At 43.0% G+C, this 20,992-nt stretch carries 17 protein-coding genes and 1 tRNA gene; 11 read left to right on the forward strand and 7 right to left on the reverse strand.

Features of this window, described 5'->3' with window-relative positions:
* Window positions 1-216: 216 nt before the first annotated feature.
* Window positions 217-879 (reverse strand): PepSY domain-containing protein, encoded by a 663-nt coding sequence (locus JMW85_RS01670; protein WP_201580758.1) that lies wholly within the window; start codon window positions 877-879, stop codon window positions 217-219.
* A 758-nt stretch (window positions 880-1,637) separates the two neighbouring features.
* Window positions 1,638-1,841: a CsbD family protein gene (locus tag JMW85_RS01675; RefSeq protein ID WP_045443240.1), complete on the reverse strand. Its 204-nt coding sequence runs from the start codon at window positions 1,839-1,841 to the stop codon at window positions 1,638-1,640.
* Window positions 1,842-2,346: 505 nt separating this feature from the next.
* On the opposite strand from JMW85_RS01675, the gene JMW85_RS01680 reads away from it, so the two are divergent.
* Window positions 2,347-3,036, forward strand: a complete 690-nt coding sequence (locus JMW85_RS01680; protein WP_201580759.1) for a TetR/AcrR family transcriptional regulator — start codon at window positions 2,347-2,349, stop codon at window positions 3,034-3,036.
* Between the two features lie 251 nt (window positions 3,037-3,287).
* Entirely contained in the window at window positions 3,288-5,501 is a 2,214-nt protein-coding gene (locus JMW85_RS01685) for a molybdopterin oxidoreductase family protein (protein ID WP_201580760.1), read from the forward strand.
* Window positions 5,502-5,599: 98 nt separating this feature from the next.
* Here JMW85_RS01685 and JMW85_RS01690 read toward each other — a convergent pair whose 3' ends face one another.
* Both JMW85_RS01690 and ygfZ read right to left on the reverse strand, forming a co-directional pair.
* Window positions 5,600-6,925, reverse strand: a complete 1,326-nt coding sequence (locus JMW85_RS01690) for a D-amino acid dehydrogenase (RefSeq protein ID WP_201580761.1) — start codon at window positions 6,923-6,925, stop codon at window positions 5,600-5,602.
* 74 nt (window positions 6,926-6,999) lie between these two features.
* On the reverse strand, window positions 7,000-7,773 hold the full coding sequence (gene ygfZ / locus JMW85_RS01695) for a CAF17-like 4Fe-4S cluster assembly/insertion protein YgfZ (RefSeq protein ID WP_201580762.1): 774 nt from the start codon (window positions 7,771-7,773) through the stop codon (window positions 7,000-7,002).
* A gap of 325 nt (window positions 7,774-8,098) precedes the next feature.
* Between ygfZ and JMW85_RS01700 the strand changes: the two genes are divergently transcribed.
* From JMW85_RS01700 to JMW85_RS01710, 3 genes are all read left to right on the forward strand, one after another.
* Window positions 8,099-8,452 carry a zinc ribbon domain-containing protein YjdM gene (locus JMW85_RS01700; RefSeq protein ID WP_055123598.1) on the forward strand — a complete coding sequence of 118 codons (354 nt, stop codon included), beginning with the start codon at window positions 8,099-8,101 and terminating at the stop codon, window positions 8,450-8,452.
* Window positions 8,453-8,563: 111 nt separating this feature from the next.
* On the forward strand, window positions 8,564-9,865 hold the full coding sequence (gene hemL / locus JMW85_RS01705) for a glutamate-1-semialdehyde 2,1-aminomutase (RefSeq protein WP_201581221.1): 1,302 nt from the start codon (window positions 8,564-8,566) through the stop codon (window positions 9,863-9,865).
* A gap of 281 nt (window positions 9,866-10,146) precedes the next feature.
* Complete coding sequence (locus JMW85_RS01710; protein ID WP_201580763.1) at window positions 10,147-11,895, forward strand: AMP-binding protein; 1,749 nt, start codon at window positions 10,147-10,149, stop codon at window positions 11,893-11,895.
* 19 nt (window positions 11,896-11,914) lie between these two features.
* Here the strand turns inward: JMW85_RS01710 and JMW85_RS01715 are convergent, their stop codons facing one another.
* The gene (locus JMW85_RS01715) at window positions 11,915-12,253 is read right to left on the reverse strand and encodes a DUF962 domain-containing protein (protein WP_227676045.1); all 339 of its coding nucleotides are present in this window, start codon (window positions 12,251-12,253) and stop codon (window positions 11,915-11,917) included.
* Window positions 12,254-12,725: 472 nt separating this feature from the next.
* On the opposite strand from JMW85_RS01715, the gene ppx reads away from it, so the two are divergent.
* From ppx to tilS, 3 genes are all read left to right on the forward strand, one after another.
* Entirely contained in the window at window positions 12,726-14,252 is a 1,527-nt protein-coding gene (gene ppx / locus JMW85_RS01720) for an exopolyphosphatase (RefSeq protein WP_201580765.1), read from the forward strand.
* Between the two features lie 227 nt (window positions 14,253-14,479).
* Window positions 14,480-15,283 carry an acetyl-CoA carboxylase carboxyltransferase subunit alpha gene (locus tag JMW85_RS01725; protein WP_201539471.1) on the forward strand — a complete coding sequence of 268 codons (804 nt, stop codon included), beginning with the start codon at window positions 14,480-14,482 and terminating at the stop codon, window positions 15,281-15,283.
* A gap of 230 nt (window positions 15,284-15,513) precedes the next feature.
* Window positions 15,514-17,100 carry a tRNA lysidine(34) synthetase TilS gene (tilS, locus tag JMW85_RS01730; RefSeq protein ID WP_201580766.1) on the forward strand — a complete coding sequence of 529 codons (1,587 nt, stop codon included), beginning with the start codon at window positions 15,514-15,516 and terminating at the stop codon, window positions 17,098-17,100.
* Window positions 17,101-17,150: 50 nt separating this feature from the next.
* On the opposite strand, the gene JMW85_RS01735 is transcribed toward tilS, so the two are convergent.
* The gene (locus JMW85_RS01735; RefSeq protein ID WP_201580767.1) at window positions 17,151-17,663 is read right to left on the reverse strand and encodes a GNAT family N-acetyltransferase; all 513 of its coding nucleotides are present in this window, start codon (window positions 17,661-17,663) and stop codon (window positions 17,151-17,153) included.
* A gap of 218 nt (window positions 17,664-17,881) precedes the next feature.
* On the opposite strand from JMW85_RS01735, the gene proC reads away from it, so the two are divergent.
* Both proC and JMW85_RS01745 read left to right on the forward strand, forming a co-directional pair.
* A complete protein-coding gene (gene proC / locus JMW85_RS01740) occupies window positions 17,882-18,715 on the forward strand; it encodes a pyrroline-5-carboxylate reductase (protein ID WP_201580768.1) in 834 nt (277 codons plus the stop codon).
* A gap of 145 nt (window positions 18,716-18,860) precedes the next feature.
* The gene (locus JMW85_RS01745; protein ID WP_060490268.1) at window positions 18,861-19,430 is read left to right on the forward strand and encodes a YggT family protein; all 570 of its coding nucleotides are present in this window, start codon (window positions 18,861-18,863) and stop codon (window positions 19,428-19,430) included.
* Between the two features lie 106 nt (window positions 19,431-19,536).
* On the opposite strand, the gene JMW85_RS01750 is transcribed toward JMW85_RS01745, so the two are convergent.
* Window positions 19,537-20,343 (reverse strand): hydroxymethylpyrimidine/phosphomethylpyrimidine kinase, encoded by an 807-nt coding sequence (locus JMW85_RS01750; protein WP_201580769.1) that lies wholly within the window; start codon window positions 20,341-20,343, stop codon window positions 19,537-19,539.
* Between the two features lie 372 nt (window positions 20,344-20,715).
* Here JMW85_RS01750 and JMW85_RS01755 point away from each other — a divergent pair.
* Window positions 20,716-20,805, forward strand: a tRNA-Ser gene (locus tag JMW85_RS01755).
* Window positions 20,806-20,992 lie beyond the last annotated feature (187 nt).

Raw genomic sequence — 20,992 nt, forward strand, 5'->3', positions numbered from 1 at the left:
CCAAAGGCATCAAGTAGTCAATGATGCCAAAAACTTTATTTAATAGCTTTGTTTTACTTATCTCATTTTTAATGTACTTAAATATAGTCGGTTCAATCTAGTTTAGATACAAAGAAGGCAAGCGAAAGTACTATAAGTAGTAGACTAAGCGAGCCTGATACCGTATCTGATTTATATAGGATTGACTATAACTATCAATTGAATGGAAGACATGCCCTAGTCTTTTTCAATCTTAATCACATTTAAATTTGGGTAACCAAGTCGTATTTCATACTCTTGCGAGCCGCGCTTGGCTTCAATCTCGAACACGCCGCGTCCGTTCTTTTCTTCCAGCTCAATGTCTTTGACCCGATAGCCCATGCCTTGTATTTTATTGATTGCACGTTGTTTAATTGCTGGATAACGCGAGTCTCTTTTAATGCTATCTTCGATATCGTCATTCTTATAGTGCTTATTATTCTTATGCTTGCCATTATTTTTATATTTGTCTTTCTTGTAATGGTCTTTGTCATATCTATCGTCTTGCCAAACATTAGACCAAACTTTTTTATTCGAGCTAATAAGTTTTAGATCAGGATACGTGTATTTTAGCTCGTATGCTTGGTTGTTCTTTTTGGCATAAGCGGTCATTATGCGATTGCCACGGTAGTTATCGGATTTGATATCCATAACCTGATAGCCTTTACGGCGCAGATCAGCGCGTAGCTTTTGACTAATACGGTTATAGTCAGTGTTACCATAATCATCATTACCACCATATACTGGATAATTATCATATCCTGGACCGACGACGGTACACCCAACTGTAGTGCCCAATAATGCAATCGCAAGACTAGTAGATATAACGGTCTTAATTGAGAAAGGCTTTAGAGTTTTCATGATCCAATATCCTATAATATTTTTAAATTACCCGTCGCATCATTGCTGGTGATAGCCGAGCACGTACGCACTCTGTAAATTGTTCATATAATCGTATTCATAACTTACTGGCAAATTAATTATTACCATCGTCATTACCATTATGCGCTTTGAAATATTTTCTTACATTATCTATCATAATGGACAAAGCTTGATGATTAGTGTCTTTTGCGTTAATAAGTTGTAATCAAAGCAACGAATATAAATCATGTAAGCATATGCTTACACGTAATGACGCTTACGCGACTTAACATCAGGTTAGGAATTAGGCATTATAGTCACACGGCATTAGGGAATGTGACTCAAGGATTGAGTTAACCGCATTAAGGATAATGATTCACTTATTAGCATCAGGATGATAATGATAAGTGGAGTAAGGACACATACCCTTTGCTGCTATCAGTAGTTAATGCTGGTAGTTGTAGTAAAAAGGGCAGGATGCCCAGTATCACAATATACTGAATATTATGCAAGGATGCATGGGAAACAGTAGTGATAGGTAACATGGATGGTTAACAATAAAACCGCATAACAGTTAATTGCTATGCGGTTTTATCGTGTCTGGACTTTGAGTTTTATCTCTTAAAATTATGTGATATAAATCAAGTTGGTGATAAGTCCAGCATAAAAAAACCGCATTAGAAACTAATGCGGTTTTCGTTTAAATAATCTGCTTATAAAATTTCTATCTTAATACTTCTTACAAGCATGATTATCTACTAGTATTTATGTTCAGTACGCCATGCATCTACTTCACGTTCAGCATCATCTTTGCTGTGACCATAACGTTCTTGAACTTTTCCGACCAATTTATCACGGCTACCTTCAACGTGTAATAAATCATCATCAGTAAGATCAGCCCATTTTTGTTTTACTGAGCCTTTTATTTGGTTCCATTCACCTTTTAGAGTATGTTCGTTCATTTTTATGTTCCTTCTTTTATTATAAAATTGGTTATTGAGACAATTATTCCATCTGTCTTTAATCGACATTTTACTCAGCTGCTATCAGTACTTATTAATCAGCTAACTGGTGATATCTAATATAAGTGCTCACCATCGCCATGTCTGTATATGCAATGTTGAGAGTGTTGCTCCATTATGGAAATCTGCACAGCTATGTTATGCATCGTCCATTTGTGTAATGAATGAAGTGTTTTATCAGTGACATACGTAAAGAGAATCAACAAGTCTGGCGATGATTTATAAAAAATGACGTCGTAACACGCTGTAAATATAGGAATAAAAAAAGTAGCTGTCATCATAAATGTGGCGGCTGTTTTTTTTATGATTACTTTAGGACGGGTTAAAACGAATTATTAAGAATAAGTAAGGTTAAACATTTAGTGATAGACTTCTTGTTTAAATGACTATAGCCTTATAGTTGAAATAACAATTGTTTTGTAGATTAAGTTGGGGCAGATTGATAGTGAATGTACTTAACAGCGTAAGTGCTAAAAAACCGGAAACAAAACGCGAGCTGGCAAAGGCGAAAACGCGTCATACGTTACTCAAAAGTGCCTTGCAGCTGTATAGCGTAGAGGGCGCTCTTGGTATGAGCATGAATAAAATCGCGAAAGGCGCAGGTATTGCTCAGCCAAGTTTTTATAATCATTTTGATAGTTTAGATGCGTTGCAGCAGGTGTTAAGCGAGCAACTTAAAGGCAATTATTTATCTCCGATGCGCATGGCGTGGGTAGATATGCTTAAAGACTATCCAACGCTGTCTAAAGAGGATTTCAATGAGCGTTGTCAGGAATGCCTAACATTGATTTTTGATGCCGCCTTTCAAAACATCACTTTATTTCAACGTTTGCTCGAAGACAGTCTGCGCTTTGATTCAAACATAGAACGTAACGGGTTGGGAAGTCTAATCATAGAGATAAGAGACGAGTGGACTAAGATATTTATAGAGGGATTGCAGTCAGCCGAGTGCTCTTTTGACGAATCTGACGTTCATCTCTGTGTCGATATCGCTGCCGCCCAAGTACATGAATTGATATTGGGCTGTCATCAACAGCGTTATTCACGGCAGCAAGCCATTGAGATATTGTGCAAAAACTTTGATGGCGTTTTTAGCCATTTTTTCACCAAAGATAGACACAGAGTATATGGCTAGTTATTTAGCTTATTAATTTTTAGTAATGCTTAGCTTTAACTAATGCTCAATAGTTTTAAGATGAGCAAATTTAGTAACCATATTAAACTTATAAAACGGAATTTATATAGTGAAAGCGATATAGTCGATTCAATTTAAGAGTAGTACAAGGCAACCGAGTGTAGCTGTCTATTTAATACTTCAAACGAGGGTAACGCAGTAATACTTTTATAGTGGAATGACTATAGTAAAAAATAACAGGGAGCGCGACCATGGCTATTGAAAAGAGTCACACGGATGAACAAACACATTTTAGAACCTGCAATTTGTGTGAAGCAATGTGCGGAATTGTCATCAAGCACGATGGAAAAAAAGTATTATCGATTAAAGGCGATAAAGACGATCCATTTTCTAAAGGGTATATTTGTCCAAAAGCGACTGCTTTGCAAGACTTGCATGAAGACAGTGATCGCCTGCGTCATCCCGTTGAGAGAACCGCTAACGGTTGGAAAGAGATTAGTTGGGCTGAGGCGTTAGATAAGGTGGCAGCTGGTATTCAGTCGGTACAGAAAAAACATGGTCAAAACGCTTTCGGGATTTATTTAGGCAATCCTAATGTCCATAATTTGGGCGGCATGTTAACCATTAAGCATCTATTAACCAGTATTAAGACGCGCAGTCGCTTTTCTGCGACTTCCATCGACCAGTTGCCGCACCATATCGTCTGCATGCATCTGTTCGGGCATATGCTGCGCATCCCTGTGCCTGACGTCAATCGTACCCAATATATGCTCATCATTGGTGGCAATCCGCTGGCGTCTAATGGCAGTATTATGACCGCACCAAATATGCGTCAAAAACTAAAAGATATCAAAGCGCGTGATGGTAAAGTGGTAGTCATTGATCCAAGACGCACCGAAACGGCAGATATTGCTAGCGAGCATCATTTTATCCGCCCAGCGACAGATGTCTTACTCTTGCTTGCCATGCTCAATGAAATCTATTTACAAGGTTATGCAGGCAAGGCACGTGCTAACAATAATAGAGCGGCAGCGCTCGCGCCAGAGATTGAGCGCATTGCAGACTTTGCCAAAGACTATAGCGCCGAGTCCGTTGCTGAGATTACTGGCATTGCGGCAAGCGAGATTAAACGACTCGTCAAAGAGTTTTGCGAAGCAGAAAGCTCGGTCTGCTACGGTCGCATGGGTGTATCGGTGCAAGAGTTTGGCTTATTAAGCCAATATCTAATTATGCTGATTAATATTGTCACAGGTCGCTTGGATGAAGTGGGTGGTCTAATGTTCCCTAATCCTGCGGTTGATGTGGTCAATAACTCTGGCCCAGGTTATTTAGGTAAGCGTCATAGCCGCGTGAGTAACTTGCCTGATTTTAACGGTGATTATCCAGTGGTGGCAATGGCGGATGAGATGCTGGTAGAAGGGGCAGGACAGTTAAAAGGATTTATGACTGTCGCGGGCAATCCTGTACTCAGCACGCCCAATGGTGAAAAGTTAGATACGGCTTTTGCCAACTTAGACTTTATGGTCGCTATTGACTACTTTGTCACAGAAACCAGCCGTCATGCGCATATTATTTTGCCGCCGGTATCGCCACTAGAGCGCGATCATTATGACGTCACCTTTAACAATTTTGCTGTCCATAACGTCGCCAAATATTCAAAGGCATTGTTTGCTAAGCAAAGAAGCGCCAAACATGACTGGCAAATCTACTTAGAGCTGGCAAAACGCTTGGATAAAAAAGCCGTACTTGCAACCAAAGTCGAACGCCTAATAATAAAAGTTTTGGGTCCGAAGTTTGTGCTTAATCAAGGTCTAAAACGTGGGCCTTATAAGGGTCTCAATCTAAAGCAATTGAAGAAAAATTCGCATGGTATTGATTTGGGATCGCTCAAAACCATGCTGCCACAAGCGTTAAAACACAAAGACAAGCAGATTCATCTTAATGTTGATTTTTATCGAGCAGATTTAGAGCGCGTACAGGCGATGATGCAGGACTATGACAACAAGCAGATTTTATTAATCGGTCGTCGTCATGTACGCAGTAATAACTCGTGGCTGCACAACAGCTATCGCTTGGTAAAAGGTAAGCCGCGCTGTACTTTGATGCTGCATCCTGAAACGGCGAAAGAGTACGGTATTGAGGATGGTCAAAACGTAAAAGTAACGTCGCGTGTGGGTAGTGTGACGATCGTAGCAGAAGTGACGGATGAGCTGATGCCAAATGTCGTGAGTATCCCTCATGGGTGGGGTCATGGCCGTAAAGGGGTAAAACAGAAAATCGCTCAAGCGCATGCGGGTGTCAGTGTCAATGATTTGACAGACGATACCTTAATCGATCAGCTAAGTGGCAATGCGGCAGTCAATGGTGTACCAGTACAATTGGAAGCGATTGAGCCAGAAGTGGTTGATTTGGAGACGGCTGATTCTGATGTTAATTTTGATATGGAATCAGGGAGCGCTGCATAAAATAGTTCTAGAATAAAAGTCTTCCATATAAAGAAAAAGGGCGTTGACTTATATTGGTAGCGCCTTTTTTACATTTCCTATTCTTACGTTTCTTATTTTTACGATCTTAAGCCAACAAAATCAAAATCTACTGGCGGCGTCTCACCTTGTATCAATAAGCTGATAGCCTTTGCCGAACCACAAGCATGGGTCCAACCAAGCGTACCATGACCCGTATTGAGCCATAAATTATCAAAACCAGCATTCATATTATGACTACCATGACGGACTTGACCCCTGTGCGCGCGCCCAATTAACGGCACATTAGAAGGTGTCATCGGACGTAGCCCTGTCCAATATTGCACAGAATTGGCAATGATACCTTTGGGAAACAACTGCTGCACACGGCGGGTAATGGCTGCACAGCGCGTGCTATTTAAATCCAAATTGTAGCCGTTAAATTCTGCCGTTCCAGCGACGCGTAACTTGTCACCAAGGCGTGATGTCACCAGCTTAAACTCATCATCAATGAGACTGATAAAGGGTGCTAGATGCGGGGCGCGGGGGTTGATTTGATAAGTGGCCGAGTAGCCTTTAGCAGGGAAAATAGGTAGATGAATATGCAGCGGTTTCATGAGCGATACGCTATAGCTGCCCAATGCCAGTACATGGCTGTCTGCACTAAAGGTTTGCGCGTTTTCGCCCTTGGGTTTAATGGTAATACTATGGATATGCGGGCGAGCAGAATGGGCGTCAGTGTTTAACGCCAGAATCTCGGTATCGTATAAAAACTTAACGCCAGCCTCGATGCAGCGCTCGGCTAAGCGCTGGGTAAATAAATGGGCATTACCCGATTCATCACGGCTGGTATAAGTCGCACCTTTTAGCTTATGAGCAATAGGGTAAAGCGCAGGCTCTAGGTTTACGGCATTATTGATATCGATGACATGACGCTCACAGCCTAACGCTTGCATGCGCTCCGTTGGCGCAATGGCGGCATCAAATTCCGCTTGATTGGTATAAAAATGCATAATACCGCGCGTTTGCTGCTCGTAATCAATACCAATATCAGCACGCAGCTGTTGTAGTGTATCTCGTGAATACAAGCCTAAACGTACCATTTGTACCAGATTGGCATCGGCTTTATCTGCACGGCATTCTTGCAAAAACTGCATCGCCCACTTAAGCTGCGCCTTATCAGCACGCAAGCGATACAACAGCGGTGCATCCTCGCGAAACAGCCATTTAAGCGCTTTCATTGGAGCCGCTGGATTGGCCCAAGGGGTTGCGTGCGAGACAGATATTTGCCCACCATTGGCAAATGAGGTCTGCATACCGGCGGCTGGCTCACGCTCAATGACGGTCACATCGTAGCCTGCTTGGCGAAGATACCATGCGGTGGTCACGCCCACCACGCCCGCTCCGAGTACCGCAATATGGGTCATAGATTACTCTGCTGCTTTTTTAGTAAAAATGTTTTGAAGAGTACTGCTTATTACGCGTCACTCATCATGTCGTACTATTTTTGACGCGCAACATCGGCTTGCAGCGCTGGCGGTAAGTCTAATATCGTAAACTCACTATCGGCTAAATGCTCTGGACGGGCAATGACCAATGCTTTAAAACCATTACCATTAATAGTGTCATCGGCAATCGCATTGACCACCTGAATTTTTTCTAGCTTGTCACCGGCTGCTGGCACGTCACCTGCGCCGCTGACATAATGTAAAAACGCTTTTGGCGCTGCCTTAAAATAAATACGGGCAATCACTTCTTGACCAAGATAGCAGCCTTTGTCATAGTCCATACCGCCGCGCTGATGCAGACGCAGCTCTTGTGGCTGAAACAGACCTTGGGTTGCAGCAACTATCCAATAGTTGCCAATGGCAAGACTCGCTTGCATCCACGCTTGGGTATCGGCTGGCGTATTGTGGTCTTCCTGATGACTAAAAGTTGGCACCTCATCAAGCACGCAAGGATAAATGGGCGCGGGCGCACTGGTATCAAACTTTGAAAAGGCACCGAACTTTTTTAAATGGGCTTGAAAAGCCTCAGCGCAATCTGCACTGATAACCACATCATAATGCTTTTCGGCTTGTTTTTTTATCCAAAGACCAAAATCAATGCGACCTTTTAAATTGCTAAGCGCCGTTGCTTGATAGCTGAGTCCGAGCTTGGTGACATCAGAGGTTAGCTGACCCTGCAAGAATTTTTCTGCATCTTCACCTTGAATCGTTAGTTGAACAAATTGTGGCAATGTTGATGAGAGGGTCGATACGTTTGATTGAGTCATTATTATTATCCTATTCATAAGTCGCTATCGTTATCAGTAGCCATAGCCTCAGATATGGTGGTGAATACTGAGTTGTTAAAGTCATTGCTAAAGTAAATATTGAGGTTTTACCATCTAAAAGTACATGGTCATCAAACCAGATTTAGTTAAAGCAGAGTACCACAAAACACTGTGTGATAAAAAATGTCCGCTGTAAGACATGAGCGAATCTATCAATTAGTCACAGCACCGCATTTACAAGCGAAGCGATTGGTTAAAGCTGGCAAGTTACGGTACAATGTTAGCTCTAGAATACACCCAATTTATCACGGCTGACGAGGAAATTATGAGCTTACCCAATTGCCCAAAATGCGATGCTGAATATACGTACGAAGATGGTGCGTTACTGGTATGTCCTATGTGTGCTCATGAATGGACTGCGGCTGAAACCGATGCGGCACAAGCTGAAGAGCAAGACGCGGTCATTCGTGATGCGGTCGGAAATGAGCTGCAAGATGGCGATACCGTCACCGTGATTAAAGACTTAAAAGTCAAAGGTTCATCGATTGTTATTAAAGTCGGTACTAAAGCAAAAGGTATTCGCCTGCTGCCCGATGCGTCTGACGGTCATGATATTGATTGTAAACTTGATGGTTTTGGCCCGATGAAGCTTAAATCTTCTGTGGTCAAAAAAGCATAAATTATTAAATGTGCTTTAAAAATCTGCTAAGCATTAACAACAAGCAGCAAAGTTATTTTTAATAACATAAGACAGAATCAATATTAAAGAAATAATAAGTAGAGAATAATGATGAGCACTAAAAACGAACAGCTATTTGCGCAAGCCCGCAAACATATTCCTGGCGGCGTAAACTCGCCCGTCCGTGCCTTTGCTGGTGTTGGTGGCACGCCTATTTTTATGCACCGTGCTAACGGTAGCAAAATTTATGATACCGAAGACAATGCTTATATCGATTATGTCGGCTCTTGGGGTCCAATGATTTTGGGACACGCACACCCTAAAGTGATTGATGCGGTCAAAAAAGCAGCTGATGATGGTTTAAGTTTTGGTACACCAACGCCGTTTGAAACGACTGTTGCCGATAAAATTTGCGAAATTGTCCCAAGCGTTGAGATGATTCGTATGACTAGCTCAGGTACAGAAGCGACCATGAGTGCAATTCGTTTGGCTCGTGGCTATACCCAACGTGACAAAATCGTTAAGTTTGAAGGCTGCTATCATGGGCATTCAGATAGCCTGTTAGTAAAAGCAGGTTCGGGCATGCTTGATATTGGCGAGCCAACCTCAAAAGGCGTGCCAGCGGATTTTGCTAAGCATACCATTACCATTCCTTATAATGACCCACAAGCGATTAAAGATTGCTTTGAGAAATGGGGCGAAGAAGTCGCTTGCGTGATCTTAGAGCCGATCGCTGGCAACATGAATATGGTCATTCCGACCCAAGAATTCCATGATACGTTGCGTGCCGAGTGTACTGCCAATGGCGCAGTATTAATCTTTGACGAAGTCATGACGGGCTTTCGCGTCGGCCTTGGTGGTGCACAAGCACATTTCGGCATTGATCCTGATTTGACGTGCTTTGGTAAAATCATCGGTGCAGGCCTGCCCGTTGGTGCTTTCGGCGGTAAAAAAGAAGTCATGTCTTGCATTGCGCCACTCGGCGGCGTCTATCAAGCTGGCACATTGTCAGGTAATCCACTGGCAATGCGTGCGGGTATCGCGATGTTTGAAGACTTAACCGTAGATGGTTTTTATGCTGAGTTAGCAGCGAAAGTTGATCGTCTAGTAGACGGTTTTCAAGCGGCGGCTGACAAACACGGCATCAACATGCGTACCAATAAATTGGGCGGCATGTTTGGCATGTTCTTTGTGAAAGACAATGAGACTGACACGCCAAAGAACTTCGATGACGTGACAGAGTGCGATATGACAGTGTTTAATACGTTCTTTCACGGCATGCTAGATCGCGGAATTTATTTGGCACCCTCTGCTTATGAAGCAGGCTTTATGTCTATCAAGCATAGCGATGAAGATATTGATGCGTCGATTAAAGCTGCTGACGAGATTTTTGCAGAAATGGCAAAAGCGTAACTGTTTATTCAGAACCTTATTTATTCAGAACCTTGTTTATTTAAGACCTGTTTAAAATGTATGTACTTACAAGAACCAGTATGAGAGATCATGCTGGTTTTTTTGTGCCCAATATTTATCCTTTTGTGATTTTTACTATAAAAGATAAAGATTTTCTGACGATGATTGCATAAATTAAAAAACTAGGACGAAGACAATTCCTTCTTTGGGTGATTGCAAAATAAACAATAAATTATGCTATTCTGAGATGAATCAAGACAATTGAGCAAGGACGCCAACTGATGACTACAAGCACTAATGATATACCTAGCAGTAATACGCCACCGTTATGGCAAGCCTCATATGAGAAATATGGAATAAGAAATAATTTAGATGTATTAGAGAACAAGCACAACCTGCTAGATTTGTTGCAACCTAAGATAGATCAGCATAGTGATTCTGTAGCTTTTAGTATGGGGCCTGCCACCCTTACCTTTGCACAATTGGATATTGCCAGCCGCCGCTTTGCTGCTTTTTTGCAAGCACAAGGAATCAATAAAGGCGACCGTGTCGCTGTGCAGTTACCCAATATATTGCAGTATGCCGTGGTGTTACTTGGTTGTCTGCGAGCAGGCGCGGTATTGGTGAATGTCAATCCGATGTATACCCATTATGAATTGGCGCATCAGCTGACGGATGCTCAAGCTAGTGTGCTGATTGTCCTCGATGGTATGACCTCTGCTTACGATCAGTTAGATGATGCAGTCAAAGCGCAACTGTCATTGGTTGTACATTGTTCCGTCAATCCGAATGCTGCACCTGCTGATAACGATATTGCTTTGCTTACCCAACTTGAACCGTCAGCCGATACTACTCGTCAATTCAATCAAACCAACCAAACCACAGCCGATAATGCTGTAAACTATATCTCAGAGCAGAATATAAGCTTTGCCCATATTATGAGTGCATACCACGCTGAGCAATATCAGCCTGTTACTATTGAGCGTGAAGATTTAGCTTTATTGCAATATACGGGTGGCACGACCGGCAAGCCAAAAGGCGCGATGCTCACGCATTACAATGTCATGGCCAATGTCTGTCAGTGTTATGCGATGTTTGGTCATGCGATTGAAGCGGGTCGTAGCGAGCAGATCAAAATACTCAATCCGTTGCCGCTTTATCATATCTTCTCATTTACCGTTTGCGGCTTACTAGGCATTTATGGCGGCTGGGAAGACATACTGGTCACCAATCCGCGTGATATCGATGGACTAGTCAATACCATCGAGCAGCATCGTCCGCATGTCATTCCTTCGGTTAATACCTTATTTATTGGTATGCTGCATCGTCCAAAGTTTACCAACCTTGATTTTAGTCGCTTGGCACTGTCTATTGGTGGCGGCACCGCAATCATCAAAGCCGTATCTGATCAGTGGCAACAAGTCACTGGTATGATTATCAATGAAGGTTACGGCATGTCTGAAACTGCACCAGTTATCTCTTTTAATCCACCTGATATAGATCGTTTCAACGGTAGCGTTGGTCTGCCACTTGCGATGATGGATATTAAAATCATTGATGAACAAGGTGCAACTTGTGCAATAGGTACACGGGGCGAGGTTTGTATTAAAGGCCCGCAGGTCATGCGTGGTTATTGGCAACGAGACAATGCAGATACTTTTACAAAGGATGGCTACTTTAAATCAGGTGATATTGGTGTGCTAGATGAACATGGATTTTTGACGCTGGTGGATCGCAAAAAAGACATGATACTGGTTTCAGGATTTAACGTCTATCCAAACGAAGTGGAAGCGGCATTGACAGAGCATCCGAAAGTACTTGAAGTCGCGGTGGTTGGTATTGCAGATGAGCACAGCGGCGAGGTACCCAAAGCGTTTGTGGTTAAAAAGGAGTTGAGCCTAACGGTAGAAGAGTTACAAAGCTTCGCAAGCGAGCGTTTAACAGGTTATAAACGCCCGCAGTCATACGAGTTTATCGATGAATTGCCCAAAACGGCGGTAGGAAAAATATTACGTAAGTCTTTACGTTAGTTGGGCTAGGGGCGAGTTATCATCGTCCGATTTTATCAAATTTACGGTCTTTTAAGCTGAGTCTACCGCGTAGGACATCACTGTACATACGAAAGTCGCTAGCAAAGCTTTTTAAAGGAAATTTAAACGAGGCAGGTTTGTTTTTTTCAAAGAAAAAATGACCGACCCAAGCGCAAGCATATCCAGCAGCGATGCCTTTAAGTAATGGTTTTGGTGAAGCGGTTTTGACCGACTTTGCGAGTCCCAATAAGCCAAAGCTACTACCGGCGAAATGTAAGCGGCGGCAAGCCATGTTTTGATGTTCAGCTAAATAGAAGTCATAAAATTTCTGCTTTGTTGGGCTGACGGTTGTCATCATGTTTTTTTTAGCATTGCTGACCGCTTGAGTATCGGCGTTTTTGGTAGTGTTTTGTGTGGTCGTTTGATTCATTTGTTTAGCTTCCTTGCTAATCGTTTCTTGAGTATAGATATTAGGGCGAGTAATTAGAGGGCCTTCTGTTTTACTGAAACGGCTAGGCGGTCATTAAGTAACTGTTATTTATTATAATATTGGTCGTTTTTAATGTAGCAAAACGCTATCCTTAACACAAGCAATGGATGTTTATGGCGCATTTGTTATTTTGATGATGATGCGCTTGCTGCTTAATTAGCATTTGGGTCACTTGCCAGTGTTTGGCATAAATGCTTTAATGGCGAAAATTGCGTCAAATACGTGAGGCGCTTTGCGTAAATGGCACTATTTGGTGCAGCTACGATGTTTATATGACTTAATCGTCTGATTTTTAACCCATATCCTCTCCCTTTTATCCAACACGGTAACGATTCCTCTTATGCCTATTGACTACCTTACAAATCCGCCGCTTGCTGATGATGAAATGATGGCAGCCATTGATATCGGTTCCAATAGTTTTCATCTGGCCATTGCGCGTCTTGACCATGGTGAGGTGCGAAAAGTCGTTTCTATGTCTGAAAAAGTCCAGCTCGCCGCAGGCTTGGATGAGAATAATATCTTAAGTGCGGCAGCTGCACAGCGAGGTCTCGACTGTTTGAGCCGATTTGTGGCGCGTTTGGATTCGGTGCCACCCGAACGCATTCGCGTGGTTGCGACCAATGCTTTACGCCAAGCCAAAAACGCCAATGACTTTATTGCCCGTGCCAATAAAATATTGCCGAAACCCATTGAGATTATCGCGGGACGAGAAGAGGCGCGCTTGATTTATTTGGGCGTCTCACACACCAATGCCAGTAGTGACAAGCGTTTGGTCATCGATATTGGTGGCGGTTCGACAGAGTTTATCATTGGTCAAGAGTTCGATCCGCTATTGACCGAGAGTTTGCAGATGGGCTGTGTCGCCTTTACCCAGAAGTACTTTGCCGATGGTCAAATCACGAAAGAAGCCTTTAATAATGCGATATCAGCCGCTCGCAAAGAAGTGTTAGCGATTCAGGGTCGTTATCAAAAATTGGGCTGGAGTAGTGTGGTTGGCTCGAGTGGGACGATTAAAGCGGTACGTAATGTGCTGGTCTCTAAGGGCTGGGCTGATGAGCAAGAGCGCATCACTTATAAAGGTGTCAAAAAGTTAGAGAAGCTGTTGCTTAAAATTGGCAACGTCGATGACATCGATTTAGAAGGCGTTAAGGAACATCGCAAAGCCGTCTTCCCAGCAGGCGTTGCGGTACTGCGTGCAGTCATGAAAGTGCTGGGTGTAGATACCATTACTTACTCAGATGGTGCACTACGTGAAGGTGTGATGTACGACATGCTTGGACGCTTTGCTAGCGAAGATGTTCGTGACCGCAGTGTGCTGGCGCTGATCAAGCGTTATTCAGGGGATAAAAAACAAGCCAAACAAGTGGTAAAAACCAGTCGCCATTTATTTGAGCAAGTGAAGGAGAAGCTCGCCCTTACCAATGATGATTGTGATTTACTCAGACGGGCGGCTTTCTTGCATGAGATAGGATTGGCCATCAGTCATAGTAGTTATCATAAGCACAGCGCGTATTTGCTTGAGTATTCTGATATTCCAGGATTCTCGCAAGTCGATCAAAAGCGCATGGCACAACTGATGCTCAATCATCGTCGTAAGCTCAAAGCCGATATGTTAGAGCAGACCTGTACTATCGGTGGTAATCAGCTTGTTTATCTTTGTCTGCTGCTACGTTTGGCTGTACTGGCGCATCACAGCCGCAGCGATCATGAATTACCAGAATTACAGTTACAAGCCATGGATGATCATTGCTGGCAAATCACCGTTGCCGATAGCAGCGAGCACTATGCTTTCTTATTGCCGGATCTGCATACTGAGATTGAGCAGTTTGCTAAATGGGGCGTGACGCTGAGCGTGGTTGAGGGCTAGATAGCGCTGGTTTGTACTGAGCGATCAACACGGTGCTGTTACTATTGTAATGAGTATGCTATAGATTAACGTAACAAAAGCGGCTTTGTCAGTAATGTCATGCCATTTAAGATGTGCTACTATAGCTTCTATTGAGTTTACAACTGTACTTTCATTATCTAAAAATCGATAACGATATTATTCTTAAACATAAATACATTAAGTATAATTATTAAAGGGAAGCGTCTATGAGCACTGTCTGGGATAGTGTGCAGCTTGCACGGCACGCCAAGCGTCCATTATTTATGGACTATGTTAATCAGCTGTTTACCGAATTCGATGAGCTGCACGGTGACCGTGCTTTTGCTGATGACAAAGCCATTCTTGGTGGTCTGGCGCGTTTTGATGGTCAGCCTGTGATGGTAATTGGTCAACATCGCGGTCGCAGCACCCGTGAGCGTATTGCTCATAACTTTGGCATGGCCAATCCTGAAGGCTACCGCAAAGTGATTCGTTTGGTCAAAATGGCTGAGCGTTTTAATATCCCTGTGATGACCTTTGTGGATACCCAAGGCGCTTATCCGGGTATCGGCGCTGAAGAGCGCGGACAAGCGCAAGCCATTGCCGAAAGTATCGCTGTTTTTTCTAGCCTAAAAGTGCCTATTATCGTGACTATCATCGGTGAAGGCGGCTCAGGTGGGGCGTTGGCTATTGGCGTTGGTGACAAAGTCAATATGCTACAAAATAGTATTTATTCGGTTATCTCTCCGGAAGGCTGTGCCTCTATCCTGTGGAAAACAGCTGAAAAAGCACAAGATGCTAGTGAAGCCTTGAAATTAAATGCGATTAATTTATATCAGATGGGGCTGATTGATGCCGTCATTGAAGAAGGTGAAGGCGCACATATCAAGCCGCAGCCAGTCATGATCGCCTTGAAAGCACTGATTGCTGAGCAGTTAAATGAGATTAAAGATTTAGACGCACACGCGCGTTGTGAGCTGCGTTATGAGAAGCTGAAAACCTTTAACTCAGAAGTGATGTTGCCTGCTTAATTGGTCGCTATGACACCTCTGTTACAAAGCCTCTATTCATGGACACAAAGCTTTTCATATTAGAGACTGAGTCTTAATGCTAAAATAAAAACGTGTCATTTTATGGCGCGTTTTTTTGTGGCTGTTAATATAGGTGCTAACTGACGCTGTAACTGATGTCGTAGCTGACGTATGAGCAGATTAATTTATATGTCAATTCATGTATGCATGCTAAATAAATAAGGCTGATTATGACCAGCAGTGCAATCCTCTCGCATCCTATGAAGCCAATCGCAGACTTGCCTGTCGATGCCGATCTGGCAAAAGCATTATTGAGTAGTATGGCTGAATATGGTGAACAGCTGCACGGTCGACGGATTTGGCTGGCGTGTAGTGGTGGTCGTGATTCATTAGCATTGGCTGCGCTGTGTGTGCAGCTCTATCGCCAAGGTAAGTTGCCATTTTTGCCACAATTGCTGCATGTGAATCATGGTTTGCAAGCAGATAGTGAGACTTGGGCGATGCATGTCGCTCATTGGGCAGCAGTGCAGCAGATACCGTGTCGGATTTTACGTGCGCAAGTGAATGGTCATGATGAGCAAGCCGCAAGGCAGGCTCGTTATGATGTCATGCGAGCGCAACTCAATCAAGATGATGTATTGCTCTTAGCGCATCATGCCGATGACCAAGCAGAGACAGTGCTGATGCGACTGATACAAGGCGCTGGGGTGAATGGTCTGTCGGGTATGCAGCCGTGGCGTATCCAAACGCAAGGCACACAGCGTATGGCATTATGGCGACCTTGGCTGACGGTCAAACGCGGCAATATCAGCAATTATGCTCAGCGGCTAAAGCTCCCTTATATCGATGATCCAACCAATGATGCTGGCGATAATGTACGTAGTGGGCTACGCCTCGACATCATGCCAGTATTGGCGACCTATAATTCCAATGTCATTGACAATATCGCCCGTAGCGCACAGCTATTGCGTGATGCCCAATTAATAATCAATGCACAAGCGGCAGAAGATTTACAGCAGATAGAGGTAGCATCATTACAGCTATCGTCTGCCCAGCGTGTGCTAAATATAGACAAGCTACAAGCATTACCCATTTATCGTCAGCGCCAACTATTGCATCATTGGCTCGGTCAAGATGAACCGTTACCGCCTGCTAAGCAGCTGGTCGATGATGTATTTATGCTAAGCCAACGTGAAGATCCTGATCACCAAACGGTGCTTTTTTGGCAAGCTCGCAAGCAGTCCTATACGATTTGCCGCTACCGTCAGCAGCTTTATCGCTTAAGCAGTGAGTGGAGCAAGTGGTTAGCATTGCCGCTTACCAAACAGATTCAACCCTTATCTAATTTTGTTGTGGCTGATACTGATTCAGCGGCTGCCAAGCCTGTATTAGTTACTTTACGCAGGGATAATAAATTTATTTGGCAAGCGCAAATGATGCCAAATGCCTTGGCAGAGCTATTAGACAGCGACCAAGATGATGAGAAGTTTGAGATTACCTTTGCACCATTAGGTCGTCAGCAGCGTGTGCAAACTGCATTGGCATCACGTCCACAAGCGGGCAAGAAACTATATCAAACGCTTGGTGTACCTGTATGGTTGCGCGAGAGTTTGGTGGTGGTCAGTGCCGTATCCGTACAGCAGGATAAAGAGTGGCCATTATTGCTGGTTTCACCTTTTGAGAGCTGGATACTAGGGACGAGTAGATCGCTAATAGACACGATAGACAATACTGGTGTTTTAGATAGTGTTATTAGAAACAATGTTATGAGAAATAGTGCTATTAGAAACAGTCTAAGCATCAATAACGCTTTTTAATATTTGTAACCTAAACCTTCTAGGAGGTCAGGTTATCTAGGGCTAGGTCATCAAGTCATCAGAGCATCAAGTTTTCTAACCATTTTGATATCTATTATTTGCATGCTTTTGTAGCATTCTTCACTCTTTTCGCCATTACCTACAAAGCCAAATTTTTGATAGAAATCAATAGCAGCCACATTATTTTCTAATACCCATAAATAAAAATGGGCATGGATATGAGATTCTAAGAGGGCTTGTAATGATGCTGTCATTAATTGAGTGCCTATACCCAATCCTTGATAGTCGGGCAAAACATACAACGTGGTAATTTCATAATTTTTATTATTAATGAAGTAGCCAATAAACCCCAAATTATTATTATGAACATCATATGCTATCCAGACAATAACATCAGGATGCGCCATTAACTTTTGCCACATTTTTGTCTTATTACATAAGTTGTTTTTATCGTTTATATAGGACACTGGTAGCAAATCTAAATAGGCTACATGCCAACTTTTGAAGTGAATGTTAGCAATGTCTGCATAATCCTCTGGGTTAGCTTTACGAATGAAAAACATAGTACTCTCCGTCACTGATTTTATATAATGCCCTTGTTAAGTTAACCGTTTGGTTGTGCAATAGTCCATGGCAATTAAGTGATTCAACGGAGCTTACAACGGAGTTAGATACCGTCAATTTATCAAACGATGCCAGTAGCAGTATGGTAAACTGAGTGTCATTTTACCTATCATTATGTTAGTTTGAATACCTTTGGATTTTTGAATAGGAGACATGTATGTCAGTATTAGATAATAAGAAAATCAGCTTTATCGGCGGCGGTAATATGGCGCAGGCTTTGATTAGCGGGCTTGTCAGCTGCGGTGTCAAACCGAGTTTAATTACCGTTGCTGATCCTAGCAGTGAAGCGCGTGAGCAATTGGCTGCTAAAGGATTGAACACGGTTGATCCAACTGCTGATGCAAAAGCTGCCGTTATCGATGCTGACATTGTGGTACTGGCGGTCAAACCGCAAGTGATGAAAGCAGTGGTCAGTAGCTTTGCGGATGTCTTAGACAAGCAGCTGGTGATTTCAGTGGCAGCAGGTTTGTCGACTGAGCTTTTATCTGACATGTTGGGTGGCTATGACAATATCGTCCGCGCGATGCCAAATACCCCTGCAATGATTCAAATGGGCGCAACGGGTCTGTACGGTACTGATAATATTTCTGCTGAACAAAAGCAGTTAGCAACGGCGGTGATGGAAGCATCAGGATTGGTTATGTGGGTCGATAATGAAGAACACATGCATGCGGTAACCGCCGTATCAGGGTCAGCACCAGCATATATGTTTTACTTTATTGAATCGATGGTCGATGGGGCAGTGGCTTTAGGTTTGGATAAAGAGCAGGCTTCAGCGCTCGCTATGCAAACCATGCTAGGCGCGGCAAAAATGGCGATGAATAGTGAAGACGCACCTGCTGAATTGCGTCGCAAGGTCACCTCGCCAAATGGGACAACCCAAGCCGCCGTTGAGTCAATGCAAGCTAATGATATCGGTGGTCAAATCGTTGAGGCTATGCAGGCCTGCTATGACCGTAGCCAAGCCTTGAGTGAAGAGATGAGTAAATAATCATCCCTATATCAGGCGCATTATTTGCTACAAGCGAATGACGCGCCTGAGATGTAATACTAAGCAGCAATATTAAGCACCAATACCAAGCAATGACATTCGTCATCCCAAAACTTGTTAATAATGTCACATTGAGTAGCACTTCATGAACAACATGTTATTTCAAATCTTTGATTTGGTCACCACCTTCGCCATGATGTTGGTGTTTATTCGCTTTATGCTGCAATTTGCAGGGATGGATGCCAGCAACCCCATGATTGCACCTGCCTATAAAGCAACGCACATTGTCGATGTGTTTGGGCGTATTTTCCCAACCGTCGGGCAAGGGCGTATCAGTATTGCGGCTATCGTCTTGATGTTTTTGATTCGTTTGATCGATATCTCTGGAAAAGCAGCACTGACACATAAAGGTATCGCTCCTGTACCGTTATTTTTCACTGGTACTATCAGCTTGGTATTAGACTTTTTACGTATGTGTCGCTATCTCGTCATTGGTTCCATCATTGTCAGCTGGATTGTGGTATTTACCCAATCTCAGCATCCGATTATTGGTATCATTGTTAATTTAGCGGAGCCAATCTTGGCACCATTTCGTCGAATCACGCCAAACTTGGGTATGATTGATTTATCACCAATGGTCGCCTTCATTGCTTTTATTTTGCTTGAGATGTTTATTGGTGGCTTTGCCGCGAGCTTTATGCCAATGTTGGGTTGAGCTGGATTAATTAATAGTCACTTGAAACCTGTTATCTAAAATTATCAATAGCTATCTAAAAAAGGGCGCTCTACGAGATATAGAGCGCCCTTTTTTTATTGATTATTTAGAGGTTATGCTGAAAGTCTATAAAACGATTGGGTATTAATTGGGCTTGCTCATTATTAGGGTGCGGCACATCAGCGGCACGCAGCGTCTGGGTAATCCAGCTGTCTGCTGCCTTTACTGCATCGATAAGCGCATCACCCATTGCTAAGCGCCCAGCGATAAAGCTGGCAAGTGAACAGCCAGAGCCATGAAATTCGCCCGTTAAGCGCGGCAAGGTGCTTTTATGTACCATTTCACCCTTTATGTACAAATACTGCTCTATATCGCCGCTATCAAAGTCGTGTGAGGTCTTTACCAATACAGCATAGGTGCCTTGGGCGCATAATTCTTGCGCGCCAATGTGTAAGTCTTGCTCACCGCTTAATGCGCGTAGCTCATGAGTATTCGGTGTGATGAGGGTCGCGTATGGTAACAGCTCCCTAAATGCGCTAACGAGCGTCTTTTCATCGCCCAAACTGCCACCACTATTGGCAACCAATACGGGATCTAATACAAATGGCGTATCAGTGGTGATAAGGCGCTCGGCAAACAATTGAGTCAGCATAGCGATATTATCAGTCGTACCCAACATACCTGACTTAATAGCTGCAACAGGCAAATCATCGAGTACTGCGGTGGCCTGATCCTTTACCAAATTTGCTGCACAAGCTTCAAACCCAAAGACTTGCTGCGAGTTTTGTATAGTAATAGCTGTACAAGCAATGGCAGCATGCGCACCTGCTTGACCGATGGCCTCTATATCCGCTTGTAATCCAGCGCCGCCTGAGGGATCTAATCCTGAAAAACACAGTACCACTGGTCGCATAAAAATTCCTTTGACATAATCTAAAATGAGTAACAAATACTATAGACACCCACTGCTAAAAAAGCCATAGTAGGTGAGAGATGGTATATAGACAATTCATCCATCAATTAATCAATTAATTAATTAATTAATTAACAACAACCCAGAGCGTGCTGACTAACTTAAACATCGTTTTTACTAGTTTTTATTGATATTTGGGTTGCTCAAGAGGCTATGAAACCATACAAACAAATAAATATGATAAAAACTGCATTAAATTTGTAGACAGTGCTTGCAATTCGTTTTGGCTTTGCTATAATACTCGCCCACGGGATAAGACGTATTATCAGCAATAATACTATTTTTTAGAACTTAAAAAGTCTTACGTCGTTTGGTGAAGTGGGTGAGTGGCTGAAACCAGTTCCCTGCTAAGGAACCATACGTTTGCGCGTATCGAGGGTTCGAATCCCTCCTTCACCTCCATTTATTCGGTTTTTAGTAGAGTAGTGACGCGATATAAAAACGTTAATAATCTTCGGTTTTATTAAAGCAAAAAATAATTTGATTTTAATAAAAAAAGATGTTGACACAAGCGAAATTATCTATATAATAACCAACCTAATTTGCTGCAATTGTTTCTTAACAACGCAGTAAATGATGTGCAAAGTAC

Source organism: Psychrobacter glacincola (assembly GCF_904846075.1).
In the GTDB taxonomy this organism is placed as follows: Bacteria; Pseudomonadota; Gammaproteobacteria; order Pseudomonadales; family Moraxellaceae; genus Psychrobacter; species Psychrobacter glacincola_C.